Source organism: Burkholderia cepacia complex sp. TUM26381 (assembly GCF_057439935.1).
The window spans coordinates 2,316,073-2,333,064 of record NZ_CM172006.1; the positions used below are offsets into that span (position 1 = coordinate 2,316,073).

The window sequence follows — 16,992 nt, forward strand, 5'->3', positions numbered from 1 at the left end:
GCGCGCGAATTGAATACGCAGCCGGTCATGCGCCGGGCGTGGTTTCCTTGAACTTGCCGTAGGCCATCAAGCGCTCGAAGCGGCGCTCACGCACGGCATCGATGCTCATGCCCTGGAACTGGCGCAGCGAATCGGCGAGCGCACGGCGCAGCAGCGCGGCCATGCCCTTCGGATCGCGATGCGCGCCGCCGAGCGGCTCGTTGATGATCTTGTCGATCAGGCCGAGTGCCTTCAGGCGGTGCGCGGTCAGGCCCAGCGCTTCCGCGGCTTCCGGCGCCTTCGCCGCGCTCTTCCACAGGATCGACGCGCAGCCTTCCGGCGAGATCACCGAATAGGTCGAGAACTGCAGCATCATCACGGTGTCGGCCACGGCGATCGCCAGCGCGCCGCCCGAACCGCCCTCGCCGATCACGGTCGTGATGATCGGCGTCTTCAGCTCGGCCATCACGTACAGGTTGCGGCCGATCGCTTCCGACTGGCCGCGCTCTTCCGCGCCGATGCCCGGGTACGCGCCCGGCGTGTCGACGAACGTGAAGATCGGCAGCCCGAACTTCTCGGCGAGACGCATCAGGCGCTCGGCCTTGCGATAGCCTTCCGGACGCGGCATCCCGAAGTTGCGCGCGGCGCGCTCCTTCGTGTCGCGGCCCTTCTGGTGACCGATCACCATGCACGGATGACCGCCGAAGCGCGCGAGGCCGCCGACGATCGACAGGTCGTCCGCAAACGCGCGGTCGCCGTGCAGCTCGTGAAAATCGGTAAACAGTTCCGCGACGTAATCGAGCGTGTACGGACGCTGCGGGTGCCGCGCGATCTGCGAAACCTGCCACGGCGACAGGTTCGCGTAGAGGTCTTTCGTCAGTTGCTGGCTTTTCTTCGACAGCCGCTCGATTTCTTCCGAAATATCGACAGCCGAGTCGTCCTGCACGAATCGCAGCTCTTCGATCTTGGCCTCGAGTTCGGCGATCGGCTGTTCGAAATCCAGAAACGTGGTCTTCATGTGTTCGAATCCTTGGGTCTTGCGGCAGCGCGTATTCTACCCGCGCGAGCGACGCTCAAAACCAGCTCTCAACTATTGATGTTTAAAACCCGATAGCCGACGCTCAGGCGCCGGTGTCAGGCGCGTCGAGGCTGCGCCACATGTACCAGGTCGCGACGGTGCGCCACGGCTCCCAGTTGGCTGCGACTTCCCGCGCCTCGCTGCGCGTGACGGGTTCCCCGCTGAAATAATTGACGCTGATCGCGCGGATCAGGCCCGGATCGTCGAGCGGCAGCACGTCCGGCCGCGACAGGTTGAAGATCAGGAACATCTCGGCCGTCCAGCGGCTGATGCCGCGGATCTGCGTGAGTTCCGCGATCACGTCCTCGTCGTCCATCGACGTCCATTTGTCGACGTGCAGCGCCCCCGATACGAAATGCTGCGCAAGATCGAGGATGTATTCCGTCTTGCGTTTCGACAGCCCGCACGCGATCAGCTTGTCCGCGCCGAGCCGGATCACCGGCTGCGGTGCGAGCTTCGGACAGGCGTCCTCGATGCGCGCCCACAGCGACTGGGCGGACGGCACCGAAATCTGCTGGCCGACGACCGAGCGTGCCAGCGTGACGAACGGGTCGCCGCGCTTCACGAGATGCGCGGGACCGAACTTCGGAATCAGTTTCTTCAGGATGCGGTCGCGCTTGACGAGGTCGGCGCATGCCTTGTCCCAGTATGCAGGACGCACGACGACCTCCTCGCCGTCCGCTTCGGACGCACGTGTCTTGCGGGCCGCGTCGGCGGCCGGCAACGCAGCCGCCGGCTGCGCATGACCGTTCAGCGCGCCGTTCGGCACGGCGCGCGTCGCGTCCGCCTTCGCCGCCGGCACGCGCTTGGCTGCCGGACGCGCGGCGACCGGGGTCGCGCGCCTGACCGGCGCTTTTCTGGCCGTTGCCATCTTGCCTCCTACCTGACGGATCGGTCAGTGGAACGCACCGCGCTCATACGCGACGCCATTCGGTCGATCCGCCCGGTTTGTCTTCAAGTGCGATGCCGGCTTCGAGCAGTTCCGCCCGGATCCGGTCCGCTTCGGCATAGTCCTTCGCTTGCTTCGCCGCGACGCGCGCGGCGATCTTCGCTTCGATCTCGTCGGCAGCGAGCCCGCCCGCCTGCGCGGCGCCGGACGCCTGCTGCAGGAACACGCGCGGTTCGCGGCCCAGCAGGCCGAGCAGGCCCGCCAGCTGTTTCAGCTGCCGTGCGAGCGACGCGTCGCGCGTGCGATTCACCTCGCCCGCGAGTTCGAACAGCGTCGCCACTGCAACCGGCGTGTTGAAGTCGTCGTTCATCGCGGCCGCGAAACGCTGCGCGTGCGGCTCGTTCCAGTCGAGCGCGAGCGTATCGGCTTCGACATCCTTCAGCGCCGTGTACAGACGCGTGAGCGAGGCACGTGCATCGTCGAGATGCACGTCGCTGTAATTGAGCGGCGACCGGTAGTGCGTGCGCACGATGAAGAAACGCATGACTTCCGCGTCGTAGCGCTCCAGCACTTCGCGGATCGTGAAGAAGTTGCCGAGCGATTTCGACATCTTCTCGTTGTCGACCTGCACGAAGCCGTTGTGCATCCAGTAATTGACGAACGTCTCGCCGGTCGCGCCTTCGCTCTGCGCGATCTCGTTCTCGTGGTGCGGGAATTGCAGATCCTGCCCGCCGCCGTGGATGTCGAAATGATTGCCGAGCAGCGAGCAGCCCATCGCCGAGCACTCGATGTGCCAGCCCGGGCGGCCCGTCCCGTACTTCGACGCCCACGACGCGCCCTCAGGATCTTCCGGCTTCGCACGCTTCCACAGCACGAAATCGAGCGGATCTTCCTTCGCGTCGTTCGCGGCGACGCGCTCGCCCGCGCGGAGATCGTCGAGCGACTTGCCCGACAGCTTCCCGTAGTTCGTGAACTTGCGCACCGAGTAATTGACGTCGCCGTCGGTCGCCTGGTACGCGTAGCCGTTCGTCTCGAGCGTTTCGATCATGCCGAGCATCTGCGGGATGAACTGTGTCGCGCGCGGCTCGATGTCGGGCCGCTGGATGCCGAGCGCACTTTCGTCCTCGTGCATCGCGCCGATGAACCGGTCGGTCAGCGACCGGATCGTCTCGCCGTTCTCGACCGCGCGGCGGATGATCTTGTCGTCGATGTCGGTGATGTTGCGCACATACGTGACCCGGTAGCCGATCGCACGCAACCAGCGCTGGACGAGGTCGAACACGACCAGCATGCGCGCGTGGCCCACGTGACAATAGTCGTAGACGGTGATCCCGCATACGTACATCCGCACTTCGCCGGACTGGCGCGGCACGAAAACTTGCTTGTCACGCGCGAGCGTGTTGTAGATGCGCAGTGATTCCATAGAGATGAACCGTGAGCCGAAGGAAACCGCCCTGGCGAAGCTCGCCCAGCATGCGACACGGACGGACCATCTGCTGCGGCGCCAGGCCGAGCGTCCTCGTATCACATGGGGCGGTCAGGCTGCAAGCACAGCGGTGACGGCCACAGAGGCTAAGAAAGACTGTCTGACGCTCGCCGGAACGCGCAGACGTTTTGTTAGAATGGCTCGGAGTATAACATTCCGATTTAGGCCTATGAAACCTCATCGCGGCCGCGCGCAGAGCGCTGCGACCCTCGTTGCGACCACCGTCATGGGCGTCGCGCTGACGCTTTTCGCGGCCCCCGCGGCGCATGCGCAGAAGGCCCCGCCCGTGGCCGACGGCACCCCCGAGGTCGATGCGTCGATCGCCGGCAAGCAGTGGAAACAGGCACTTGCGCAGCTCGACGCGCGCATCGCGTCGAACCCGCACGACGTGCAGGCGCAGTTCAAGCGCGGCACCGTGCTGGCCCGCCTGAACCGCGACGACGACGCGATCCAGCAGTTCGTCGCGATCACGCAGGCCTACCCCGAGCTGCCCGAGCCGTACAACAACCTTGCGGCGCTTTACGCGAAGCACGGCCGCTACGACGAAGCGCGCGCCGCGCTCGTCACCGCGACGCAATCGAACCCGGGCTACTCGCTCGCGTACGAGAACCTCGGCGATCTTTACCTCCGGCTCGCGGCCGAATCGTACAAGCGCGCGCAATCGCTCGGCCGCACGAGCGGCGCGACCGCGCAGCGTCTCGCCGATCTCCAGAAGATCGTGTCGCCGGCAAAGGCCGCGCCGAGCGCCCGCGCGGTGACGCCGGCCACGCGCGCCTACACCGACCGCGCAGCCGCGAACGTGGGCACCACCACGCTGCCGATGTCGCCGACGTTCCAGTTCAACGGTCCGTCGGGCGCACTGGCTGCGCCATACGTCGCGCCGTCGCAATAAGCGGCGCGGCCTTTCTTCCCTCCCAACCTGAGGATCGCAATGAAACGTCTGTTGCTGGCGCTTGGCGGCGCCGCCCTTCTCGCGACCGCGCCCGCATTCGCGCAATCGGCTACCGCGCACCCCGTCGTGCAGCTGAAGACCTCGCAGGGCGACATCCGCGTCGAGCTCTACCCGGAGAAGGCGCCGAAGTCGGTCGCCAACTTCCTCGATTACGTGAAGGCCGGCCAGTACAACGGCACGATCTTCCATCGCGTGATCAAGGGCTTCATGATCCAGGGCGGCGGCTACAAGACCAACTTCGAGGAGAAGCCGACCCGCGCGCCGATCCCGCTGGAGAGCCGCAATGGTCTGAAGAACCTGACGGGCACGATCGCGATGGCGCGCACGAGCGATCCGAATTCGGCCACCGCGCAGTTCTTCATCAACACGGTCGACAACGGCGGCCTCGACTACCCGAACCCGGACGGCAACGGCTATGCGGTGTTCGGCAAGGTCGTGTCGGGCCTCGACGTCGTGAAGAAGATCGAAGGCGTGGCGACGACCTCGCGCGGCCCGATGCAGGACGTGCCGGCGCAACCGATCGTGATCGAATCGGCCAGCATCGTCTCGAAGTAAGAACCTGCCGGCACGTCCGGCGCCACACGCGGCCGCGTCGCACGACCGGCCGCGTGCCATTTAAACCGCCTCACCGAAGGAATTCATCATGGTTGAACTGCATACGAACCACGGCGTGATCAAGCTCGAGCTCGACGCCGCGAAGGCACCGAAGACGGTCGAGAACTTCCTGAACTACGTGAAGAAGGGCCACTACGACGGCACCGTGTTCCACCGCGTGATCAACGGCTTCATGATCCAGGGCGGCGGCTTCGAGCCGGGCCTGAAGCAAAAGCCGACCGACGCGCCGATCGACAACGAGGCGAACAACGGCCTGAAGAACGACAACTACACGGTTGCGATGGCGCGCACGAACGATCCGCACTCGGCCACCGCCCAGTTCTTCATCAACGTGAACGACAACGACTTCCTGAACCACTCGTCGCCGACGCCGCAGGGCTGGGGCTACGCTGTGTTCGGCAAGGTCGTCGAAGGTCAGGACGTGGTCGACAAGATCAAGGGCGTCAAGACGGGCAACGCCGGCTTCCACCAGGACGTGCCGGCCGACGACGTCGTGATCGAAAAGGCCGTCGTGGTCTGACGCACGGTTACGGAGACACTTCGATGTTGCAGGAGAGTCCGCCGCGAAGCGTCTCCGCGGGCGTGCCCGGCGAGCGCGAGTACGCGCAAGCCGCACGCCCGTTCCTGTTTCTCTCCGATCTGCATCTGAGCGAAGCGATTCCGAAGACGGTCGCCGCGTTCGAGCATTTCGTGAAATACACCGCCGACAGCGCCGACTCGGTGTTTATCCTCGGCGACCTGTTCGAATACTGGATCGGCGACGACATCCTCGACGACGATCCGTTCGCCGCACGCATGGCCGCGTTGATGCACACGTTCTCCGAGCGCGGGATCGCGCTCTACGTGATGCACGGCAATCGCGATTTCCTGCTCGGCCGGCGCTTCATGAAGGCAGCCGGCGCGATGCTGCTGCACGACCCGTCGCTGATCATGGCGTTCGGCCAGCGCATCGTGCTCGCGCACGGCGACGCGCAATGCACGGCCGACCGCGGCTACCAGGTGTTCCGCCGCTTCGCGCGCAACCGGGTCGCGCAATGGCTGTTCCTCGCGTGGCCATTCCGCTGGCGCCGCGCGCTCGCGCAGCGCATGCGCTCGAACAGCGAAGCAGGCCGGATGCGCCCTGCTTCGGCCATCTACGATGTCACGCGTGAAGGTGTGGCCGCACTGTTCCGGAAGAGCCGGGCGAGCGTGATCATTCACGGTCATACGCACCGCCCCGCTCGCCACACGGAACCCGGCGGCATTCGCTGGGTGCTGCCCGACTGGGATCTCGATCACGGCACGCCGCGCGGCGGCTACCTGCGCGTCGACGCGGAAGGCATCCACCCGATGCCGCTCGACTGACGCCGCCGCGGCTGCCGCCGTACTTCGCACGACCGGCAGCCATCGGCGCCCGTCGCGTTACACCTGACGTTCGACCGTCTTTCCTTCCAGCACCGCCGACAGCCTGCGCAGGTCGAGACGCGCCGCATCGGCGCCCTGCAGCGTTTCCAGATGCGTGCCGAGCCGCTCGAGCGCGGCGACGATTTCGTCGACACGGCGGCTTTCCTTCGCAGCGTGATCGATCAGCCCGTGGATCGCGAGCGACATCGGATCGTCGGCGTTCGGCGTGATCCCGTACGCGCAGAATGCCGCGCGCTCGGGCTGCGGCTTCGGCTGCGCCGGCATCACGACGCGCGCCGGATTGCCGACCGCCGTGCCGCCTGCCGGCACCGGCTTCACGACCACCGCGTTCGAGCCGATCTTCGCCCCCGCCCCGACCGTGAAACCGCCAAGCACCTTCGCGCCCGCGCCGACGATCACGCCGGCTTCGAGCGTCGGGTGGCGCTTCGCACCGCGCGTGAGCGACGTGCCACCCAGCGTCACGCCCTGATAGATCGTGCAGTCGTCACCGATGATCGCCGTCTCGCCGATCACGACACCCATGCCGTGATCGATGAACACGCGCCGGCCGATCGTCGCGCCGGGATGGATCTCGATACCCGTCATGAACCGGCCGGCCTGCGACGCGAACCGCGCGAGCCAGTAACGCTTCGCGCGCCAGCATGCGTGCGCGAAACGGTGCAGCACGAGCGCATGCAGCCCCGGATAACAGGTCAGCACTTCCCACGCACTGCGAGCGGCGGGATCCCGCTCGCGAATCGTTGCAACGTCTTCGCGCAGTCTCGTGAACATGATGTGGTCTGGGAAAAAGCCGGCGCGCATCGCCGGCAATGACCGGCCGTTATCGCGCCGGGTAATTTGCTTATGACGTCCGGCGATTGTAGGGCCAGTCGCGCACGGCCGCACGCGGTCGCGTGTTCACCCCGCCGACGGCACGGGTATTCGGGCGGGAGGCTGGCTGGAGCGGGCTTCCGGGGAGGATCGGCCGGGTGGAATGCGCCGGACCCGGCGGCTCCGGCCGGCCGTCGCAGGACCCGCCCAGCCCGAAGCGGCACGCGGGCTGCGACCGAACGACCGAACGACCGGCAGCCGGTACGCCGGCCGCTTACGCGTCGCCGTCGGGCTTGCCCGACTTCAGCAGGATGTGCTTCGCGACGCCGCGCAGGATGTTGACCTCCTCGCGCTCGAGGCCAGTGCGCGCGAACAGGCGCCGCAGCCGCGGCATCAGCTTCTTCGGATTGCGTGGATCGAGGAAATCGAGCGCGATCAGCGCGTTCTCGAGGTGCACATACATCCGCTCGATCTCGTCGCTCTGCGCGAGCGTGCCGGCTTCGGCCGACGGTTGCGCCAACGGCCCGCTCGCCTGCTCGAGAAACGCGACGCGCAGCTCGTATGCGAGCACCTGCACGGCCTGCGCGAGATTCAGCGAACTGTAGGCCGGGTTCGCCGGGATGTGCGCGAGCGCGCTGCACTGCTCGACATGCTCGTTCGCGAGACCGGTACGCTCGTTGCCGAACACGAGCGCGATGTCGCCCGTGCCGACCTGCGCACACGCCTGCGTGGCAGCCGCGCGCGGCGCGAGGCGCGGCGGCCCGTACTCGCGCGTGCGCGCGGTCAGCGCGATCGACCAGTGGACGCCGGACAGCGCGTCGCCGAGCGTCGGCACGACATGCGCGGATGCGAGGACGTCGTCCGCGCCGCTGGCCATCGCGATCGCCTCGGGATCGCTCTGCACGTGCGACACGCGCGGCGCGACCAGCACGAGACGCGAAAAGCCCATCGTCTTCAGCGCGCGGGCGGCCGCCCCGACATTGCCGGGATGGCTCGGCTCGACGAGCACGAAGCGGGTGGACGTGAAGCCGCCGGACGGCGGCCGGGACGAGGCCGCGCCCGGCTCGGACGGCGCGGCGGTGTTCTGCGGGGTTTCCACTACGTGACGACTCGGTTCATCAGAATGGCAGTATGGTATCGCCATCGCCGCGGCAAACCCACTCGTCCGGACGGACAGTGGGGGTTTCCCCGTATTCCGGCTGCCTGAAACTGCCGATAATCGGGTAAAATCATGCCTTTACGCGTCGTGCACCTTGTACGGCGCGGGTCGTACCCCGCTCTTTGTCAATTCGCGTCTCATCTCGCCCGGCATGCTTGCGCCGTTCCGGGCGGTTGTTCCACTTCGTGGCGGCCCGTGCCGCCGGCTACAGGATCCAGGCTCATGCATCCCATGCTCAACATTGCTGTCAAGGCTGCGCGCCGCGCCGGACAGATCATCAATCGCGCGTCCCTCGATCTCGACCTGATCGAGATCCGCAAGAAGCAGCAGAACGACTTCGTCACCGAAGTGGACAAGGCCGCAGAAGACGCGATCATCGAGACGCTGAAGACCGCCTACCCCGACCACGCGATCCTCGCGGAAGAATCGGGCGAATCCGACAACGAATCCGAATTCAAGTGGATCATCGATCCGCTCGACGGCACGACCAACTTCATCCACGGCTTCCCGTACTACTGCGTGTCGATCGCGCTCGAGCACAAGGGCGTCGTCACGCAGGCCGTCGTCTACGATCCGAACAAGAACGACCTGTTCACGGCCACCCGCGGCCGCGGCGCGTACCTGAACGACCGCCGCATCCGCGTCGGCCGCCGCGACCGCCTGGCGGACGCACTGGTCGGCACGGGTTTCCCGTTCCGTGAAAAGGACGGCCTCGACGCGTATGCACGCCTCTTCACCGAAATGACGCAGGCCTGCACGGGCCTGCGCCGCCCGGGCGCGGCGGCACTCGACCTCGCGAACGTCGCGGCCGGCCGCCTCGACGCGTTCTTCGAGCAAGGCATCAACGTGTGGGACATGGCCGCGGGCAGCCTGCTGATCACCGAAGCCGGCGGCCTCGTCGGCAACTACACGGGCGACGCCGATTTCCTGCATCGCCATGAGATCGTCGCCGCGAACCCGAAGATCTACGCGCAGATGATCCCGATCCTGAACCGCTACAGCCGAGTGCACCCGGCAGCGGAGTAAGCCCGGGCCGCGCCCGCATGGCGCGGCTTTCGCGCAAACCGCTCGCAGGCATCGTCGTGACCGCGCGCCGCCCGTCGCCCGGGAGGCCGGAAATCTTCCGTGCGCAAGGGGCGCTTCGTGCGCCTATCCTGAAGGTGCCTGAGTCGTTCGGGCGGGTCGGCATATTGCCGCCGCCCATACCGGTTGGCCGGCAACGACAATGAATGGTTTGCGTCCGGCATGCCCGCGCGGCGAACGACGCCGCCCGTCTGCCGGCCCCCGCACGTATCAACACCGCCACGACGCCGTGGCAATCGCATCCGAGTCCCCATGTTACGGCTAAGCGAAATTAAACTCCCCCTCGACCACCCCGAAAGCGCGCTCGAGGCCGCGATTCGCGCGCGCCTCGACGAGCTTGGCGTGGCGGCGGACGAGCTCCTCCGTTACACCGTGTTCCGCCGCGCGCACGATGCGCGCAAGCGTTCGGACATCAAGCTCACGTATATCGTCGATCTCGAGGTCAAGGACGAAGCGGCCGCGCGCAAGCGCATCGCCGGCAAGCCGCATTGCGGCGTGACGCCCGACATGGCGTACCACTTCGTCACGAAGGCGCCCGAGCACGCCGATTTCCTGCGGCCGGTCGTCATCGGCATGGGGCCGTGCGGCCTGTTTGCCGGGCTGATCCTTGCGCAGATGGGGTTCCGCCCCATCATCCTCGAGCGTGGCAAGGCCGTGCGCGAGCGCACCAAGGACACCTTCGGCCTGTGGCGCAAGAGCGTGCTCAACCCCGAATCCAACGTGCAGTTCGGCGAAGGCGGCGCCGGGACGTTTTCCGACGGCAAGCTGTACAGCCAGATCAAGGATCCCAACCACTATGGCCGCAAGGTGCTGGACGAATTCGTCAAGGCCGGCGCGCCCGAGGACATCCTGTATCTGAGCCGGCCGCACATCGGCACGTTCCGCCTCGTCAGCATGGTGGAGAAAATGCGCGCGTCGATTCACGAACTGGGTGGCGAAGTACGCTTCGAAACCCGCGTCGACGACATCGAAATCGATCAGGGCAAGGTGCGCGCGCTCAAGCTGTCGAACGGGGAAACGCTGCGGTGCGACCGCGTGGTGCTGGCCGTCGGCCACAGCGCGCGCGACACGTTCCAGATGCTGCACGATCGCGGCGTCTATATCGAAGCCAAGCCGTTCTCGCTGGGTTTCCGGATCGAACATCCGCAGGGGCTGATCGACCGCAGCCGCTTCGGCAAGTTTGCGGGCCACAAGCAGCTCGGCGCGGCCGACTACAAGGTGGTTCACCACAGCAGTAACGGACGGGCCGTCTACAGCTTCTGCATGTGCCCGGGCGGCACGGTGGTCGCGGCGACCTCCGAGCCCGGCCGCGTGGTCACCAATGGGATGAGCCAGTATTCGCGCGCCGAGCGCAATGCGAATGCGGGCATCGTGGTCGGCATCACGCCGGACGACTACCCCGGCGGCCCGCTCGCGGGCATCGCGTTCCAGCGCAAATGGGAAGAGCGTGCGTTCGAACTCGGCGGCGGCGATTACCGCGCGCCGGGCCAGTTGGTCGGCGATTTCATCGCAGGCCGGCCGTCGACGTCGCTCGGCTCCGTGGAGCCGTCGTACAAGCCCGGCGTGAACCCGACCGACCTCAGCACCGCGCTGCCGGACTACGTGATCGAAGCCATCCGCGAAGCCCTGCCCGAGATCGACAAGAAGATCTCCGGCTTCGCGATGCACGATGCGGTGCTGACCGGCGTGGAGACGCGCACGTCGTCGCCGATCCGGATTCGGCGCAAGGACGATTACCAGAGCATGAACGTCGAAGGGCTTTATCCCGCCGGCGAAGGCGCCGGTTATGCGGGCGGTATCTATTCGGCAGCCATTGACGGTATCGAGGTCGCGCAGGCGGTGGCGCTCAGCATGACGCCGGCGCACGCGTCCTGACGTGTTGTACGGAGCCGGCGCGTGCAGGTCCGTGACCTGAGCGACGCCGGCTTTCGTATGGTCACCCGGGAACGCGATCGGGCAACGGCATGAGGACGGCCGCCGACGGTCGCGCAAGCTCCGGCAACCTGGCCAAACGGCGAACTTTGCACGTGCACGGCGTAGCCACTGGCAAACTCGGGTCTCGTCCCGCAGGGGCGCCATATGCGGATGCGGTGCCTGGCGATCTCCGAACCTTGATCAGACTTCCGAACGCTCCACCACCACTTCACTGATTTGCAGCACGGGTTGGATATCCGTGTAATTGGCGATGTCGGCCATGATCTCCTGCGCGTGCGGGTCGCGCGCCGCCTGGAAAGCTTCGACGGAAGTGCAGACGAAGTCGCACTTGGCCACGTAAACCGGATCAACGCCCGGAGCACCGCCTGCGATGCCTTTGTCCACCGTGTAATACAGACATGCAGCGCCGAGCCGCTGTTTCACCATTGGCATATGGCTCTCGCGGTAGTACGCATGATCGAATCGCGCACCTGCGGCGTACGGGTACATGACACTGACTTTGATCATCGGGTTCTCCTGTTGCTGTACGGTAATCGGGGCGGCGCCGCCCGCGAGACGACGTCGAGGTCGCCGATATAGGGCGTGGCCAGGGCTTCTTCCAGAATCGGGATACTCATTCTTCCGATTGTAAGCACCGGTGACCCCGTCTTGCCAGTTTGGCGGCGCTGGGAGTCCAACGATGCGGGAGCCGTTCGGCGACATCGGACGCTTTGTGGGTCGGCAGTGGGATGAGTACGCCCCTCAGATAGCGGCAGATTGCCATCACCCACACCCGGCCAAACGGCCCACTTCGCGCGCCTGCATCGAAGCCATTGGCAAACCCGGGCAACCCAAGCAACAACTTCATGCCCGACCTGTGACCACGCTGTCGCCCGAAGCCATCGCCGGCCACCCCCAACGATGCAGCAGTCCCTGCGCCAAGCCAGACACGGCATGACAGCCGCATAAGTCAAACACACTCACGGCGTACGAATTGGCCATGAATCGACTGGAAACGTGGTGGATATAGGCGAATTTGCCCGACTGCCGGCGAGCATACTTGAGACCCCAATGCCCCTGCCGGACACATCCATGGCTTCCTCAAACCTGCAAGCGATCGTGTGCGGCAAGACTATCCAGGTTGTCTTGATGGCTGATGCTGGAACGGCCAGTATTTTTGTCGTGGACAATGATGACGGTTCCCATCAGTCAAAAATCATGAACGTCCGCCAGTACTTTGATGCCGGCATGGCTGATGAGGGTGTTGCCCGTCACGTACTCAATGTTGTCGTGGCGGCGATCGAGCGGCGTGGTCAGCGCTGGGCGCACTGAACTTCAGCTTGCTCGTTCGTCGGACCGTACAAGACTCACCCGCGCGTTGACGTCAGAGGGTCGTCAACAATCGCAACTGGTGCTCGGTTTCGGTTCCCTTAACCAGCGCATAGCACCGCGTCTCCCGCCGCTCGACGACAGAAAGGCCCTCCGCATCGGAGAAGGTGTTCCATACGACGCCGTCAATACTTGCAAATTCGCCGCGCGTTCGCGCAAAGGCACGCAACAGCGGACTTGCCTCACGACGAAGAACGACACGGTCCGCATTGAGCACATAGGTCGACCAGCCACCGCGGAGGATCAGGTAATAGGGTATCGAGCGGTGGTCAATTTTCATGAGCGGATCTGTTTCTTTCATTGTCATCGCTACGCGGTCTGACCGTTCGCCTTGCCGGTGACGTTACTGACTCGAGCAGTGCGCGACCGCGGCCGGATGGTGAAACTGGCCAGATCGCGGCGCTTCTCGATGGCGGACGCTTCTGCTTGCGCTGCCCCAACGGCCTCTCCGCTCGTGACAACCAAACAGGGAGGAGCAAATGCGCTTCAATACACCCCGATTCCGCATCGACCCGACGCCCCGCAGGGCCGACGGAGAGTACATCGCACACGCGAGAATTACGACGACACTGCTGGACGGAGGTGAGAGCGAGGTGCATTCCAGCGGCGATCTGGCGGGTAGCGACGCGCGCGACGATGCGATTGCGTACGCGACGCAATGGGCACAAGGATGGCTGGCCGCTCAGCCCGGCTGAAGACACAAGGGAGGTAGCGCAACTGCGGCTTGAGCTTCGGGCATCGTGGATGCGTTACCGCCTGGGGTGCTTCATTTCCTCGGCTTCCATCGCGGCGAGTCGCTCTTCACTTGCGGATACGGATTCCATGACTTCGTTGATCGAAGCCAATGCATATTCGCAGGCCAGCTTCGCTTCTTCGACGGTAGCCTCCGGCTTGTCATCGTCGCTTGGCGGAGGGGAAAGCATGTCTCCGAGCATCATCGCCAACTCGAGGGTGTCCCATTGCTCACCCTTCTGCTCTTTCTTCTTTATGTAGTGCCGGATTTCCGCGTCTTGCTCGGGCGAGAGTGGAAGGTGTCGAAACGTGTTGCTTGGGTTAGCGTCAATCATGATGTTGCTCCGACGATCGAATGCGACTCCCTTGAACTGCGGCCTTCAATGCGAGCGCACCCGATAAAAAGATGAGCGTGATGGCGCAGGTTCCTATTTTCGGCCGCGCGAATGGTGAATGCGGTCGAGGCGGCCCCAAAGCTCGTCCACTTGGAGTGCGAGGACCTTGTTTCGCACGGATTGTGTGCGGAGCCTGATGAGCTTGACTCGCCAATACGCTGGATCGCTCACGGACGATCTGTTGACGAACGCGTGTTGCGCTTGCTCAAGCATCCCGATCGATCGTCTGATATGGGCTAACTCGCGTTCCATGTCGCAGTACCAGCTCATGTTTGTCGCCTTCTGATTACGATCTTCATCTTGACGCGCCGCACGTCGAGCGCACATGCGCTCAATCGAAAGGCGATGCGCGAGTCAATTTCGAGCAGTGTCACTGCCGCACGGCGCGACGGGCGCGCCAATCATTCTTCTTGCCGCTGCGAGGCGGCCGGCCGGCATGCCACCTGCGTCGTCCAGCCGCCTTACCTCATGCTGGGGGTCAAGATGGCGACGTGAGAAGGCCCCTCGGCCGGCACGTCGTGCACGATGTTCGTCTAGAACATCTTGCGGGGCGGCAGCATGCGCTTCGCCCGTAAGCGCTGCCTGGCAACGGCACTGGCTTTTTTCCGCTTGCGTTCCGTCGTGGGCTTTTCATAGCTCGTGCGACTGCGCAACTCCCGAATCAACCCGGTCTTCTCAATACCGCGCCGGAATCGCCGCAGCGCGACATCGATTGGTTCATTGACCTTCAGTGTGACGGTTGTCATGTAGCTCCTGTTTGAAAACGTTTGACTGGAAAACTAGCCGAGTCGTGTCATGACGGTGCTGGCTATCTCGTCAGATTCGAACTCCGAATACCCGGCTCCAATTGAAAATGCACGCACAGCCGCAAACATCTGCAGCTCTTGTTGATGGCACAGCGCAGAATGCGTCACTCCGGCGGGCAGTACAGCGCCGCTCCGAGCGACCTTGCACCGGCTGATCAGATCAAGAAGTTCGTCGACAATCATTTCGTCCTCCAAATTGCTCGCAGGTCACGTTGCCATAGCGAGTCGCGTTAGAGGGCGCTCGAAAAAAAGCCCTGTTTCTCGCGATTGTCGTCAATGACGCTCTCGGCATAGCGCAGCGACGCACGACGTGCGTTACCGGCGGTATCGAACGGGCCGTCGTCGAGAAGCCTGAACGTCTGGCTCTGCGTCAGCGTGTCGGTGGTGCCGCGAAGACAGATCTTGACCGCTGCATCGAAGCCGGCATCGTAGTTATGCGGGCAGCCATCCAACGCAGGCACGTGCGGGTAAATCAGTGGATAGATCTCGAATCCACGGTAGATATGCATGCTCACAATGAACTCCCAGCGATCGATTGCGGCGACTCGCAAGGACGAGCGTATGCAGCCAGCATCGCCTGATGCATGGCGCGACGGGTCGGGGTGAAAGGGACAAACGTTGCGAGCGAGGAAATGCGCGACGCAACACGGTGGCAGGTGGAGGGCGAGCGGTCAAACGGCAAACGGGTGCTCGAACGAAACCATCATACGCGCATCGTCGATTGGGCGTCCATCTTATTTCGACTGCGACCCGGCGGATGACGAAGTGCCTTGCCGCACCGCGCCAATGGGACACCACATGCCGTCGCGCCCTCGTTCACCGAGGCGCTTACGCCGTGGCCTGTTGACCGGATGAAGGCCACGCCGAGTGCAGCCGACGCGCTGAACATGTCGATCACTGTCGTCGATGAGGCTTGAGCACGCGCTCGCCCTGCTCAACCCCGGGTTGCGGGCAATCCGTGCGGCCACCGCCAACGGTCGGTCGCAATCGCCTACAACTGACCGGGCGTCGAACTTCGAGCAGTGCCGTACGGGCCACTGATCAACTTGGGCAGCCCAAGCAACTTTTCGCGGTCACATGAGCACGCCTCTGCCGCAGTACCCGCTACCGCCACTCCCATGATGCAGCAGTACCTGCGCCTTATCTGATAAGGCCCTATCGCAAAAGCTACGCTTCAACCTACGCCGGGTCGTTCGATCTAACGGCATTCATTCGACCACCGTGTGCCGGTCGGGCATACCAAGGACATCGCGCTTCCCTTTCCAGGCGACCAACACGAACATGGCAGCCCCCCTGACCCGGTATCACGACTTCATCGGCTACGTTTTGTTGTCTGCCCCAGACGACTTCCCCGCAGAAGACTATCTGTCAGCGGACGAGCAAATGACGCTTGAGAAGGCTTTTGTCGAGTTGCAAAGCGCCCTGCCTGTTGTCGTGCCCAAGGTTTCCTCAGATTGCCTCCCTCTTCTGAGAACAATGCTTGAGATGTCGCTGGAGGCGTACCAATGCGGCGACCCCATCCGCGGCGCTCACATCCTCCAGGAATTCGAGGGGCTAATTTGGCCCAGCCGCGTACTTCCCGAGCGGTTCGCCATTGAAGCAAAAAACCGACTGAGTCGGTAGTCAACTGTCCCTCATCTTCGGGCATCAATCCTATTCTTGCGGCCTCGGTGGCTCCGGCGGATGTGGCGGATCGTGCGGACCATTTGATGCACCACCGTGATCCGGATCGGGTGTCGGCGTTTGAGGCCCCCCAAGGCGTTCGCCATTGAGCAACCCCTTCTGCTGCGCGTGCATTTTTTTTGGCTTGACCACCGGATGGCCCAAAATTGGTCCGTGCCCCGAAGGTTGAGGCAGATCGACCAGGCCCGCTGACCACGCGAACGGCAATGCGACGACTAGCATTGCTCCAACGGCTAAACGTTTCGTCGCAGAACGACCCATATCGCCTCCTTACGTCTTCTATGCGATCAGCTTCAGGGGCATGCGCACGCGCGATAACGCGTCCATACAGACACAATCTAGACCGTCGACCGCAACCCGCCCCTCGGGGTTAGCACTACGTTGCGGATTGCATTCGCGCTATGAAACGTGGGGCAGGGGTTCTGAAATTTGGGCGAAGGCACTGGAACATTCCGGCGCGCAAAGCAACTTTTTCCCGTCAAATGAGCACCAACCCTATCGCAGTCGCTGCAAACGTCACTCCAATGATGCAGCAGTACCTGCGGCTTATCTGACAAGACCATCTGCGCAAACCTACGCTTGATATTCAGACGGCAGGTCCTTGTCTCACGCGATCGC

The 16,992-nt window shown here is 64.2% G+C and carries 20 protein-coding genes; 9 read left to right on the forward strand and 11 right to left on the reverse strand.

The window, feature by feature from the left end:
- Window positions 1-25 precede the first annotated feature (25 nt).
- From ACWMMN_RS10840 to cysS, 3 genes are all read right to left on the reverse strand, one after another.
- Window positions 26-997 carry an acetyl-CoA carboxylase carboxyltransferase subunit alpha gene (locus ACWMMN_RS10840; protein WP_048248707.1) on the reverse strand — a complete coding sequence of 324 codons (972 nt, stop codon included), beginning with the start codon at window positions 995-997 and terminating at the stop codon, window positions 26-28.
- Between the two features lie 103 nt (window positions 998-1,100).
- Window positions 1,101-1,928, reverse strand: a complete 828-nt coding sequence (locus ACWMMN_RS10845; RefSeq protein WP_059233800.1) for a DNA-3-methyladenine glycosylase family protein — start codon at window positions 1,926-1,928, stop codon at window positions 1,101-1,103.
- Between the two features lie 43 nt (window positions 1,929-1,971).
- A complete protein-coding gene (cysS, locus tag ACWMMN_RS10850; protein WP_256085044.1) occupies window positions 1,972-3,369 on the reverse strand; it encodes a cysteine--tRNA ligase in 1,398 nt (465 codons plus the stop codon).
- 232 nt (window positions 3,370-3,601) lie between these two features.
- On the opposite strand from cysS, the gene ACWMMN_RS10855 reads away from it, so the two are divergent.
- From ACWMMN_RS10855 to ACWMMN_RS10870, 4 genes are all read left to right on the forward strand, one after another.
- Window positions 3,602-4,324, forward strand: coding sequence for a tetratricopeptide repeat protein (locus ACWMMN_RS10855; RefSeq protein WP_342702463.1), 723 nt, complete (start codon window positions 3,602-3,604; stop codon window positions 4,322-4,324).
- A 39-nt stretch (window positions 4,325-4,363) separates the two neighbouring features.
- On the forward strand, window positions 4,364-4,939 hold the full coding sequence (locus tag ACWMMN_RS10860) for a peptidylprolyl isomerase (RefSeq protein ID WP_059233797.1): 576 nt from the start codon (window positions 4,364-4,366) through the stop codon (window positions 4,937-4,939).
- Window positions 4,940-5,027: 88 nt separating this feature from the next.
- Entirely contained in the window at window positions 5,028-5,519 is a 492-nt protein-coding gene (locus tag ACWMMN_RS10865; protein WP_011352518.1) for a peptidylprolyl isomerase, read from the forward strand.
- 23 nt (window positions 5,520-5,542) lie between these two features.
- Entirely contained in the window at window positions 5,543-6,343 is an 801-nt protein-coding gene (locus ACWMMN_RS10870; RefSeq protein WP_059233796.1) for a UDP-2,3-diacylglucosamine diphosphatase, read from the forward strand.
- Between the two features lie 57 nt (window positions 6,344-6,400).
- Here ACWMMN_RS10870 and cysE read toward each other — a convergent pair whose 3' ends face one another.
- Window positions 6,401-7,204: a serine O-acetyltransferase gene (gene cysE, locus ACWMMN_RS10875; RefSeq protein ID WP_059233795.1), complete on the reverse strand. Its 804-nt coding sequence runs from the start codon at window positions 7,202-7,204 to the stop codon at window positions 6,401-6,403.
- Window positions 7,205-7,487: 283 nt separating this feature from the next.
- Complete coding sequence (locus ACWMMN_RS10880; protein WP_486422655.1) at window positions 7,488-8,312, reverse strand: RNA methyltransferase; 825 nt, start codon at window positions 8,310-8,312, stop codon at window positions 7,488-7,490.
- 282 nt (window positions 8,313-8,594) lie between these two features.
- Here ACWMMN_RS10880 and ACWMMN_RS10885 point away from each other — a divergent pair, with 282 nt between their 5' ends.
- Together ACWMMN_RS10885 and ACWMMN_RS10890 are read left to right on the forward strand one after the other, a co-directional pair.
- Entirely contained in the window at window positions 8,595-9,398 is an 804-nt protein-coding gene (locus ACWMMN_RS10885) for an inositol monophosphatase family protein (RefSeq protein ID WP_006493635.1), read from the forward strand.
- 309 nt (window positions 9,399-9,707) lie between these two features.
- Window positions 9,708-11,330, forward strand: coding sequence for an NAD(P)/FAD-dependent oxidoreductase (locus tag ACWMMN_RS10890; RefSeq protein ID WP_174993510.1), 1,623 nt, complete (start codon window positions 9,708-9,710; stop codon window positions 11,328-11,330).
- A gap of 240 nt (window positions 11,331-11,570) precedes the next feature.
- Here ACWMMN_RS10890 and ACWMMN_RS10895 read toward each other — a convergent pair whose 3' ends face one another.
- A complete protein-coding gene (locus tag ACWMMN_RS10895; RefSeq protein WP_059233792.1) occupies window positions 11,571-11,897 on the reverse strand; it encodes an EthD family reductase in 327 nt (108 codons plus the stop codon).
- Window positions 11,898-12,461: 564 nt separating this feature from the next.
- On the opposite strand from ACWMMN_RS10895, the gene ACWMMN_RS10900 reads away from it, so the two are divergent.
- Window positions 12,462-12,701: a hypothetical protein gene (locus tag ACWMMN_RS10900; RefSeq protein ID WP_059236703.1), complete on the forward strand. Its 240-nt coding sequence runs from the start codon at window positions 12,462-12,464 to the stop codon at window positions 12,699-12,701.
- Between the two features lie 52 nt (window positions 12,702-12,753).
- Here the strand turns inward: ACWMMN_RS10900 and ACWMMN_RS10905 are convergent, their stop codons facing one another.
- Window positions 12,754-13,038: a hypothetical protein gene (locus tag ACWMMN_RS10905; RefSeq protein ID WP_174993546.1), complete on the reverse strand. Its 285-nt coding sequence runs from the start codon at window positions 13,036-13,038 to the stop codon at window positions 12,754-12,756.
- Window positions 13,039-13,237: 199 nt separating this feature from the next.
- On the opposite strand from ACWMMN_RS10905, the gene ACWMMN_RS10910 reads away from it, so the two are divergent.
- Window positions 13,238-13,453 carry a hypothetical protein gene (locus ACWMMN_RS10910; RefSeq protein ID WP_174993511.1) on the forward strand — a complete coding sequence of 72 codons (216 nt, stop codon included), beginning with the start codon at window positions 13,238-13,240 and terminating at the stop codon, window positions 13,451-13,453.
- A gap of 54 nt (window positions 13,454-13,507) precedes the next feature.
- On the opposite strand, the gene ACWMMN_RS10915 is transcribed toward ACWMMN_RS10910, so the two are convergent.
- The 4 genes from ACWMMN_RS10915 to ACWMMN_RS10930 all read right to left on the reverse strand — a co-directional run bounded on the left by ACWMMN_RS10915 (window position 13,508) and on the right by ACWMMN_RS10930 (window position 15,206).
- On the reverse strand, window positions 13,508-13,825 hold the full coding sequence (locus ACWMMN_RS10915) for a hypothetical protein (RefSeq protein WP_486422656.1): 318 nt from the start codon (window positions 13,823-13,825) through the stop codon (window positions 13,508-13,510).
- Window positions 13,826-14,418: 593 nt separating this feature from the next.
- Window positions 14,419-14,631 (reverse strand): 30S ribosomal protein S21, encoded by a 213-nt coding sequence (rpsU, locus tag ACWMMN_RS10920; protein WP_059233790.1) that lies wholly within the window; start codon window positions 14,629-14,631, stop codon window positions 14,419-14,421.
- A gap of 33 nt (window positions 14,632-14,664) precedes the next feature.
- Window positions 14,665-14,874 carry a hypothetical protein gene (locus ACWMMN_RS10925; protein WP_081051811.1) on the reverse strand — a complete coding sequence of 70 codons (210 nt, stop codon included), beginning with the start codon at window positions 14,872-14,874 and terminating at the stop codon, window positions 14,665-14,667.
- Between the two features lie 47 nt (window positions 14,875-14,921).
- On the reverse strand, window positions 14,922-15,206 hold the full coding sequence (locus ACWMMN_RS10930) for a hypothetical protein (protein WP_174993513.1): 285 nt from the start codon (window positions 15,204-15,206) through the stop codon (window positions 14,922-14,924).
- A 766-nt stretch (window positions 15,207-15,972) separates the two neighbouring features.
- Here ACWMMN_RS10930 and ACWMMN_RS10935 point away from each other — a divergent pair.
- Window positions 15,973-16,314 (forward strand): hypothetical protein, encoded by a 342-nt coding sequence (locus ACWMMN_RS10935; protein ID WP_486422657.1) that lies wholly within the window; start codon window positions 15,973-15,975, stop codon window positions 16,312-16,314.
- Window positions 16,315-16,992: the final 678 nt, after the last annotated feature.

Coding starts and splice junctions, on each gene's coding strand:
- ACWMMN_RS10840 (WP_048248707.1), bottom strand. CDS start 997: ATGAAGACCACGTTTCTGGATTTCGAACAGCCGATCGCCGAACTCGAG.
- ACWMMN_RS10845 (WP_059233800.1), bottom strand. CDS start 1,928: ATGGCAACGGCCAGAAAAGCGCCGGTCAGGCGCGCGACCCCGGTCGCC.
- cysS (WP_256085044.1), bottom strand. CDS start 3,369: ATGGAATCACTGCGCATCTACAACACGCTCGCGCGTGACAAGCAAGTT.
- ACWMMN_RS10855 (WP_342702463.1), top strand. CDS start 3,602: ATGAAACCTCATCGCGGCCGCGCGCAGAGCGCTGCGACCCTCGTTGCG.
- ACWMMN_RS10860 (WP_059233797.1), top strand. CDS start 4,364: ATGAAACGTCTGTTGCTGGCGCTTGGCGGCGCCGCCCTTCTCGCGACC.
- ACWMMN_RS10865 (WP_011352518.1), top strand. CDS start 5,028: ATGGTTGAACTGCATACGAACCACGGCGTGATCAAGCTCGAGCTCGAC.
- ACWMMN_RS10870 (WP_059233796.1), top strand. CDS start 5,543: ATGTTGCAGGAGAGTCCGCCGCGAAGCGTCTCCGCGGGCGTGCCCGGC.
- cysE (WP_059233795.1), bottom strand. CDS start 7,204: ATGCGCGCCGGCTTTTTCCCAGACCACATCATGTTCACGAGACTGCGC.
- ACWMMN_RS10885 (WP_006493635.1), top strand. CDS start 8,595: ATGCATCCCATGCTCAACATTGCTGTCAAGGCTGCGCGCCGCGCCGGA.
- ACWMMN_RS10890 (WP_174993510.1), top strand. CDS start 9,708: ATGTTACGGCTAAGCGAAATTAAACTCCCCCTCGACCACCCCGAAAGC.
- ACWMMN_RS10895 (WP_059233792.1), bottom strand. CDS start 11,897: ATGATCAAAGTCAGTGTCATGTACCCGTACGCCGCAGGTGCGCGATTC.
- ACWMMN_RS10900 (WP_059236703.1), top strand. CDS start 12,462: ATGGCTTCCTCAAACCTGCAAGCGATCGTGTGCGGCAAGACTATCCAG.
- ACWMMN_RS10905 (WP_174993546.1), bottom strand. CDS start 13,038: ATGAAAATTGACCACCGCTCGATACCCTATTACCTGATCCTCCGCGGT.
- ACWMMN_RS10910 (WP_174993511.1), top strand. CDS start 13,238: ATGCGCTTCAATACACCCCGATTCCGCATCGACCCGACGCCCCGCAGG.
- ACWMMN_RS10915 (WP_486422656.1), bottom strand. CDS start 13,825: ATGATTGACGCTAACCCAAGCAACACGTTTCGACACCTTCCACTCTCG.
- rpsU (WP_059233790.1), bottom strand. CDS start 14,631: ATGACAACCGTCACACTGAAGGTCAATGAACCAATCGATGTCGCGCTG.
- ACWMMN_RS10925 (WP_081051811.1), bottom strand. CDS start 14,874: ATGATTGTCGACGAACTTCTTGATCTGATCAGCCGGTGCAAGGTCGCT.
- ACWMMN_RS10935 (WP_486422657.1), top strand. CDS start 15,973: ATGGCAGCCCCCCTGACCCGGTATCACGACTTCATCGGCTACGTTTTG.